The organism is Micromonospora yasonensis, assembly GCF_026013475.1.
Classification (GTDB): domain Bacteria; phylum Actinomycetota; class Actinomycetes; order Mycobacteriales; family Micromonosporaceae; genus Micromonospora; species Micromonospora yasonensis.
On sequence record NZ_JAPDPH010000289.1, the window covers coordinates 1 to 7,558 of the forward strand.

Here is a 7,558-nt window from a genome sequence, read left to right on the forward strand (position 1 = left end):
TCGCCGTGGTCGGCCTCGGCCTGGTCCTCCCCGGCGCGAACAACACGGCGGAGTTCTGGGACCGGTTGCGCGAGGGCGCCCTGATCGCCAGCGACCCAGCCGGCGAGCAGCAGCAGCCCCACCACTGCCGGGTACGGGTCGGTGTCGCCGGCCAGGAAGTGGCCGCCGGCCACGCCGGGGAACCCGTCGGCGATCCGGGTGAGCACCGTGATCCCCGGCTCCTGCAGCGACAACGGCACGATCATCAGCAGCGCGAAGAGCACGGTCAGCGTGAGCACCGCGCCGCGCAGCGCCGCCGCCAGGCCCAGCGCCAGCACCCCGACCAGGGCCAGGTACGTGGCCGAGGCGAGCACGTCGGCCATCGTCCCGCCCAGCGGGGCGCGTCCCCATTCGCCGAGCACCGGCCGGGCGACCGCCGCGCCGACGCCGCCGAGCAGCAGCCCGACCAGGAACGTCACCGCGCCGACCACGACCGCCTTGGCCAGCAGCAGCCGGCTCCGCGACGGGGTGCAGCGCAGCGTGGTGCGGATGGTGCCGCTGGTGTACTCGCTGGTGATGGCGAACAGGCCGAGGGCGAGGACGACGTACTGGGTGAGTTCCAGCGAGCCGGCGACGATCTCACCCACCCCGACGATCCCCGGGTTCACCGTGGAGTCGTCGTCGGTGTTCGCGTTGACCGCGTAGATGGCGAGCTGGGCGGTGGTGGCGGCCATGGTGAGCACCGCTGCCAGCACGGTCCACCAGGTGGACCGGACCGACCGGAGCTTGATCCATTCAGCGGGGATGGCGGCGGTCATCGGTTCCTACTTCCGGTCGGGCCGGCGGCGTACTCGACGCTGTCGGCGGTGAGTTCCAGGAACGCTTCCTCCAGCGAGGCGGCCACCGGGGTCAGCTCGTGCACCCGCACTCCCAGCTCGTACGCGAGGTCGCCGACCCGGGCGGCGGAGGCGCCGGTGACGGTCAGGGCATCGCCGTCCCGGCTGACGGCCGCTCCCTCGGCGGCCAGGCGCGCGGCCAGCGCCGACAGGCCGGCCGGTTCGGGGCCGCGGACCCGGACCGCGGCGGCCGGGCGGGCGGCGATCAGCTCGTCCAGCGGTGCGTCGGCGATAAGCCGGCCCTTGCCGAGCACCACCACCCGGTCGGCGGTCTGCTGCATCTCGCTCATCAGGTGGCTGGAGATCAGCACGGTGCGTCCCTCGTCGGCGAGGGTCCGGGTGAGCCGGCGGAGCCAGCGCACCCCGTCCGGGTCGAGGCCGTTGACCGGCTCGTCGAGGAGCAGCACCGGCGGGTCGCCGAGCAGTGCCCCGGCGATGCCGAGTCGCTGGCCCATGCCCAGCGACAGGGCCCGGCCCGGTTTGGCGGCGGCGCGGTCGTCCAGGCCGACCAGGTCGAGCACCTCGTCCACCCGGCGGCCCGGGATCCCGTTGCTGCGGGCCATCGCCCGCAGGTGCGCCCGCCCGGCCCGGGTCGGGTGGATCCCGGTGGCGTCGAGCAGCGCCCCCACCTCGTGGAGCGGGTGCCGCAGCTCCCGATACGCCCGGCCGTTGACCAGGGCCTGCCCGGCGGTCGGCCGGTCCAGCCCGAGCAGCATCCGCATGGTGGTGGACTTGCCCGCGCCGTTGGGGCCGAGGAAGCCGGTGACCTGTCCCGGTCCGATGTCGACGGTCAGGTCGTCGACCGCGGTCGCCGTCCCGAACCGTTTCGTCAAGCCACGAAGTGTGATCATGCGCCGACGGTAGGGAGCAGGGGGACCTCCGCGCCGCCGTCGATCGGCGGCGGTCCGCCCTGACTTTCGTCAGGGTGAAAGGAGGGGCCCCTTGTTAACAGACGTCTGTTAACAAGGGGCCCCTCCTTTCACCCCCGGCGGACCACGAACGCGTCCGGCATCCGGAAGGTGAGGTTGTCCGGGCACCACGGCGGGCGGATCACCGTCACCCCGTCGAGCAGCGCGCTCGCCTCGGCGACCACCACCGCTGCCTCCATCCGGGCCAGCTGCGCACCCACGCACCGGTGCGCCCCAGCCCCGAAGGCCAGGTGCCGGCGGGAGCCGCGTTGCCCGGGGCGGAACTCGTCCGGCGCGGCGACCACGGCCGCGTCCCGGCCCGCCCGGGCCAGCCACGCCACGATGCTGGTGCCGGCCGGCACGGCGGCCCCGCCCAGGGTGGTGTCGACCGCGGCGACCCGGCGCCAGGTGACGATCGGCGGCTCCAGGCGTAGCCCCTCCTCGACGACGTCGGCGACCGCGACCTCGCCCCGGCGCAGCCCGGCCCGGACCTCCGGTTCGCCGACCAGCCGGTGCAGCAGCAGGGTGAGGAACTGCGAGGTGGTCTCCTGGCCGGCGACCAGGAGGAAGAACAGCGCGCCGACCACCACGTCGGGGGAGTGCCCGGCGGCGCGTAGCCGGGCCGCCAGCCCACCGCCGGTGGCGGCGAACGCGCGCAGCACGGTGTGGAACCGCCCCACCTCGGCGGCGAGGGCGAGCTGCCGTGCCTCGTCGAGTGGGGCCCAGAACAGCTCCAGCGCGGCCCGGGCGAAGTCCTTGACCGCGCCGACCGGGGCGTCCGGCAGCTCGACCAGCCGGGCCAGCACCAGCAACGGCAGGTCGGCGGCGAGTTCGGCGTACAGGTCGACCGGCCGGCCCGCGTCGAGGGCGGCGGCGAGCCGGACCACCCGCTGCCGGACCAGGTCGGCCAGCCAGGGCTGCTGCGCGGCGACCCGCTCGGGGTGCAGGGCGTCGGCGACGATGCCCCGGATCTCCGGATGGCTGGCCGACGAGTTGTTGGCCAGGGTCGGCGGCAGCCGGAACCGGTGCCCGGCCAGGACCCGCAGCGCGGCCACCGGGATCGGGGTCACCGCGTCGAGGGCGTTGTCCGGCCGGAACGTCTCCGGGTCGGTGAGCAGCCGCCGGACCAGGGCGTGCCGGGTCACCACCAGGTGCGGTACGCCCACGTGGTCGACCACGGTGGCCACGTCCGGCCACGACCCGTCGACCGACTCCCCCCAGCCCCGGAACAGCACGGCGAAACGCTAGCGGGCGGCTCCCGGCGGAGCCGGGTCCAGCTCCCACACGGTGGTGTGCTTCACCCGGACGCTCTCCAGCGCCTCGGCCACCGGCACGTCGTAGGCGGCCAGCTGGTGGAAGCGTTCGCGGGGCAGGAATGCGCGGCCGGGGTCGCCGACCAGCACCCGCGCCCCGGACCGGGCGGCCCGGAGCAGGAAGCGCAGCATCCGCCGGGCCATCGCCTCGCTGTAGAAGACGTCCCCGGCGAGCACCACCTCGGCGTCCCCGGCGGCGCCGTCGAGGATGTCGCCGAGTTCGGCGTCGACGCGTACCCCGTTGGCCTCGGCGTTGAGCGCGACGGCCGCGACCGCCCGCTCGTCCACCTCGACCGCCCGGACGGCGGCCGCGCCGGCGCGGGCGGCGGCGATGGCGACCAGGCCGGAGCCGGAGGCGAGGTCGAGCACCCGGCGGCCGGCGACCAGTTCGGGGTGGTCGGTGACGTAGCGGGCGAGCGCCTGCCCGCCGGCCCAGGCGAAGGCCCAGAACGGCGGGGGCTGGGCGCTGTGGAACTCGCCCTCGGTCAGCTCCCACAGGCCGATCGGCTCGTCGGCCTGGTGCAGCCGCACCTCGGGTACGAAGGCGACCGGGGCGAGCCGGGCGTGCAGCCGGACGAAGGCCGCGGACAGGTCGGACACCGGGTGATTCTGTCGTACGCTCCGGCGCCGCTCGCGGCCGATCCCGGTCCGCGTCAGTCCAGCGCGGCCGGCTCCAGGCCCAGCTCGCGGGCCGCCACCAGGCGGATCCACTCGGCGATCTGCCGGCGGGTGATCACCCGCTCGTGCACCGACAGTTGCACCGCGAGGCCGTCCATCACTGCGCTGATCCGCCAGGCCGCGCCGGCCGGGTCGGGGCACTCGAAGGTCCCGTCGGCCACCCCGTCGCTGATCACCGCGGCGAGGTCCTGCCGCCAGCGCAGGTCGAGCCGGCGGGAGACCTTCTCCAGCTCCGGAGTCCGCAGCGACTCGGCCCAGCCGTCGATCCAGATGGACCAGGAGGTGGAGCGGCCGGTGGGGGCGTACAGCCGGAGCATCCGGCGCAGCTTGGCCAGCGGCGGCGCGGAGGAGCGCACCACCGCGTCGAGCCGGGCCAGGTCCTGCTCGACGGCGTACGCGAAGGCCTGCGCGAGCATCCGGTCCTTGGTGGCGAAGTGGTAGAAGACCAGGGCCTGGCTGACCCCGGCAGCCTCGGCCACGTCGGCCGTCCTGGTGTTGGCGAGCCCTCGCTCCGCGATCACGTCACAAGCCGTGCGAAGCAGGGCATCCAGGCGGATTTCGGCGGCGCGTCTCGTCACGCCCGTTACCGTAGCCCATCCCATTGACCACGAGGAGTCACCGGCGCGGCTGGTTGGGCGGGCGGTAGTCGGATCCCGGACAGTTGCCTGGCCGGCGAGTCGCTGGCGGATTCCGGGCGCGGGGCCCTCGGCCCGTCCCAGCCGGCCACCCAGGTTCCTAGGAAGCTCTACGAGTGACGCGCGAGGGTCACCCGGACGCGCCCGGAAGAGACCCCGATTTGGCAACCGTTCCCGGGCTCGGCTAAAGTTCTCATCCGTCACCGGGAAATGCCGGGGGCACGCGGACGTAGCGCAGCTGGTAGCGCATCACCTTGCCAAGGTGAGGGTCGCGGGTTCGAATCCCGTCGTCCGCTCGGAGATGCCGCCACGCATGTTCGGGGGCAACCTCGGTGGAGTGGCCGAGAGGCGAGGCAACGGCCTGCAAAGCCGTGTACACGGGTTCAAATCCCGTCTCCACCTCGGCAGTAGACGAGGGCGATTGGCGCAGTGGGAGCGCGCTTCCTTGACACGGAAGAGGTCACTGGTTCAAACCCAGTATCGCCCACCAGTTGGATGAGCACACGGCTCGTCACCGGTCCGGTGACGAGCCGTTCTGCTGCTCCCGGCCGGTCATGCCGAGGCGCTGAGCAGCGCCTCGGCGACCGCCGTCCGGCTACTCAGCAGCGACCGCCCCTGGCGGTGGGTCACCACCAGGCCGGCCGCGCGCAGCGTGGTGAGGTGCTGCGACACCCCGGCGGGGGACAGGCCGGTCCGCCGGGCCAGCTCGGTGGTCGAGCGGGGCGCGTCCAGCTCGGCGAGCAGCCGCGCCCGGCCCCGGCCCAGCACCGCGCCCAGCGCGTCCGGCGCACTCGTCGGGCACTCCCACAGCGCGCCGACGCCCCGCGCCGGGTACGCCAGCTGCGACACGTCGTCGGCCGTGATGCTGAGCACCGACGGCCAGACGAAGACCGAGGGCACCAGGACCAGCCCGGCGCCGTCCGGCACGTCCGGGGCCGCGCAGTGGCGCTGGTTGATCAGCAGGGCGTCGCCCTCCCACCGGACCCGTTCGTGCAGGTCGTTGAGGAGCCCGGCCGCGCCGCCCTCGGCCAGCCGCCGGGCCCGGTGGAACACCTCCGCGTCGAGCACCGCCCGGACCCTCGGCCAGTCGGCGGCGACGGCCAGCCGCCAGTACGCCCCGATCTCCTCGGCCAGCCGGCGCAGGCCGGCCTCGGGATCGGCGTACAGGGCGGCCGACGCCGGGGGCCGGGGGCCGGGACAGAGGTCCAGGTGCGCGCGGACGGTACCGGACGGGGTGGTGCGCAGGGCGGCCAGTTCCGGTCCGAGGTCGGGGGTGAGGCCGGCGGGCGGCGGGGTGAGGAAGTCGACCACGTACCCGGGTGCGGGCGGCACCAGCTGCCAGAGCAGCCCGTCGAGCAGCCCGGCGGCGGCCAGGCGCGGTCGTACCCGGTTCACCCAGGGCAGGTGGATCGCGTGCTGGCCCGGGTCGCGCAGCACCCGCACGCTCGCGACCACCTCCCAGAGGCAGGAGAGCGCGAAGCGGACCCGCGCCACGGCGCCCGCCGACAGGCCGATCGAGACCACGCCGCCCCCTTCGTTTCAGCTGGGACTGAAACAATACGGCGGCCGGCCGCGCCGACCCAGACTGGCCGGGTGAACGATCACCACACCCGAGCCCTGCACTTCCGTACCCTGCACGTCCCCGGCGAGCCGCTGGTCCTGGTCAACGCCTGGGACGCAGCGAGCGCCCGGATCGTCGCCGCCGCCGGCGCCCGCGCGGTCGCCACCACCAGCGCCGGCGTCGCCTGGAGCCTCGGCGCACCGGACGGCGACGCGCTCGGCCGCGAGGCCGCCGTCGACCTGGTCCGCCGGGTCGCCACCGCGGTGCCGTTGCCGGTCACCGCCGACATCGAGTCCGGGTACGGCGACACCCCCGACGAGGTCGCCGACACGGTCGCCGCGGTGCTCGCGGCGGGTGCCGTCGGGGTGAACGTCGAGGACGCCCGGCACGGCGGGACCACGCCGCTGCGCCCGGTCGACGAGCAGTGCGCCCGGCTGGCCGCCGTCCGGTCCGCCGCGGACCGGGCCGGGATCCCGCTGTACGTCAACGCTCGCGTCGACACGTTCCTGCGGGGCGCGGGCGGGGTCCGGGAGACGGTGGCGCGGGCCGAGGCGTATCTGGCGGCCGGCGCCGACGGGGTGTTCGTGCCGGGGATGGTCGATCCGGAGACGGTGGCCGCCCTGGTGGCGGCGATTCCGGCCCCGCTCAACGTGCTGGCCGGGCCGGGCGCTCCGGCGGTGCCCGAGCTGGCGAAGCTCGGGGTGGCCCGGATCAGCCTCGGCTCCTCGGTCGCCGAGGCCGCGTACGCGGTGGCCCGGCGGGCCGCCGAGGAGGCGTTCGGCGCCGGGACGTACGGCGCGCTGGCCGACGCCATCGACTACGGCACGCTCAACAAGCTGATGCGCCGCTGACCGGTACGTGACCGGGGGTGGCGGCCCCCGGTCACGTACCGGCGGGACCGATCAGCTCCGTCGGCCCCGGGCGCCAGTGCCTCACAGCGGCGGGGTGACGTCCCGGCGCTCCTCGACCCGCCGGTACTCCGCCGGCTCCGAGGTGGTGACCACCTCGCGGCGACGGCCCCAGACCAGCGTGGTCATGATCAGGCCGAGCACGCCGGCCGCCATCAGGATCCAGCCGACGACGTCCAGGCTGACCCCGCCGATGTGGGCGTTCAGCGCGAAGGTGAGGATCGCGCCGACCGCGATCAGGAAGATGCTGGTACCGATTCCCACGACAGCCTCCTTCAGGGGATGGTGGTGTGCTGTCGATGGGAATCAGTACCCAGCCGGTCATCGGCCCAATCGCAGGTGCCGGCCGGGGCGGGCGGTCGGTCGGCGGGTCGGTTCGACCGGCGATCTTGTCATCGGGTACAGTTCTCCCGTCGCCGCCGCAGGACGGCGACAACGCGGACGTAGCGCAGCTGGTAGCGCATCACCTTGCCAAGGTGAGGGTCGCGGGTTCGAATCCCGTCGTCCGCTCGCGATCCGGCAGTCCCCAGGGCGATTGGCGCAGTGGGAGCGCGCTTCCTTGACACGGAAGAGGTCACTGGTTCAAACCCAGTATCGCCCACCAGAAACCTGATCGAATGCGCACTGGCCGGCACCCGTGTTTGGGTGCCGGCCAGCTTTGCGTTATGTGGTTGGTCAGT

8 protein-coding genes and 5 tRNA genes are annotated in these 7,558 nt (G+C 74.3%); 6 read left to right on the forward strand and 7 right to left on the reverse strand.

From position 1 onward, the window contains the following. The 5 genes from ONA70_RS33015 to ONA70_RS33035 form a co-directional block, all read right to left on the reverse strand. Positions 1–797: ABC transporter permease (locus tag ONA70_RS33015; protein WP_265010407.1), on the reverse strand; the 797-nt coding region annotated here is incomplete at its 3' end. After that, complete coding sequence (locus ONA70_RS33020) at positions 794–1,726, reverse strand: ATP-binding cassette domain-containing protein (protein ID WP_265010408.1); 933 nt, start codon at positions 1,724–1,726, stop codon at positions 794–796. The genes ONA70_RS33020 and ONA70_RS33015, both read right to left, overlap by 4 nt. A gap of 128 nt (positions 1,727–1,854) precedes the next feature. Further along, entirely contained in the window at positions 1,855–3,018 is a 1,164-nt protein-coding gene (locus tag ONA70_RS33025; RefSeq protein ID WP_265010409.1) for a cytochrome P450, read from the reverse strand. 9 nt (positions 3,019–3,027) lie between these two features. Next, positions 3,028–3,696, reverse strand: coding sequence for a class I SAM-dependent methyltransferase (locus ONA70_RS33030; protein ID WP_265010410.1), 669 nt, complete (start codon positions 3,694–3,696; stop codon positions 3,028–3,030). A gap of 53 nt (positions 3,697–3,749) precedes the next feature. After that, the gene (locus tag ONA70_RS33035) at positions 3,750–4,352 is read right to left on the reverse strand and encodes a TetR/AcrR family transcriptional regulator (RefSeq protein ID WP_265010411.1); all 603 of its coding nucleotides are present in this window, start codon (positions 4,350–4,352) and stop codon (positions 3,750–3,752) included. 280 nt (positions 4,353–4,632) lie between these two features. Here ONA70_RS33035 and ONA70_RS33040 point away from each other — a divergent pair. From ONA70_RS33040 to ONA70_RS33050, 3 genes are all read left to right on the forward strand, one after another. Then, positions 4,633–4,705, forward strand: a tRNA-Gly gene (locus tag ONA70_RS33040). 35 nt (positions 4,706–4,740) lie between these two features. Continuing rightward, positions 4,741–4,811: transfer RNA gene (locus ONA70_RS33045), tRNA-Cys, on the forward strand. Positions 4,812–4,824: 13 nt separating this feature from the next. After that, positions 4,825–4,899: transfer RNA gene (locus ONA70_RS33050), tRNA-Val, on the forward strand. A 62-nt stretch (positions 4,900–4,961) separates the two neighbouring features. Here the strand turns inward: ONA70_RS33050 and ONA70_RS33055 are convergent. Continuing rightward, entirely contained in the window at positions 4,962–5,933 is a 972-nt protein-coding gene (locus tag ONA70_RS33055) for an ArsR/SmtB family transcription factor (RefSeq protein WP_265010412.1), read from the reverse strand. 69 nt (positions 5,934–6,002) lie between these two features. On the opposite strand from ONA70_RS33055, the gene ONA70_RS33060 reads away from it, so the two are divergent. Continuing rightward, positions 6,003–6,821: an isocitrate lyase/PEP mutase family protein gene (locus ONA70_RS33060; protein WP_265010413.1), complete on the forward strand. Its 819-nt coding sequence runs from the start codon at positions 6,003–6,005 to the stop codon at positions 6,819–6,821. An 81-nt stretch (positions 6,822–6,902) separates the two neighbouring features. On the opposite strand, the gene ONA70_RS33065 is transcribed toward ONA70_RS33060, so the two are convergent. Next, positions 6,903–7,142 (reverse strand): DUF6458 family protein, encoded by a 240-nt coding sequence (locus tag ONA70_RS33065; protein WP_265010414.1) that lies wholly within the window; start codon positions 7,140–7,142, stop codon positions 6,903–6,905. Positions 7,143–7,315: 173 nt separating this feature from the next. Between ONA70_RS33065 and ONA70_RS33070 the strand changes: the two genes are divergently transcribed. Both ONA70_RS33070 and ONA70_RS33075 read left to right on the forward strand, forming a co-directional pair. After that, positions 7,316–7,388, forward strand: a tRNA-Gly gene (locus ONA70_RS33070). Between the two features lie 19 nt (positions 7,389–7,407). Next, positions 7,408–7,482 (forward strand) — tRNA-Val (locus ONA70_RS33075). The last annotated feature ends 76 nt before the right edge of the window (positions 7,483–7,558 follow it).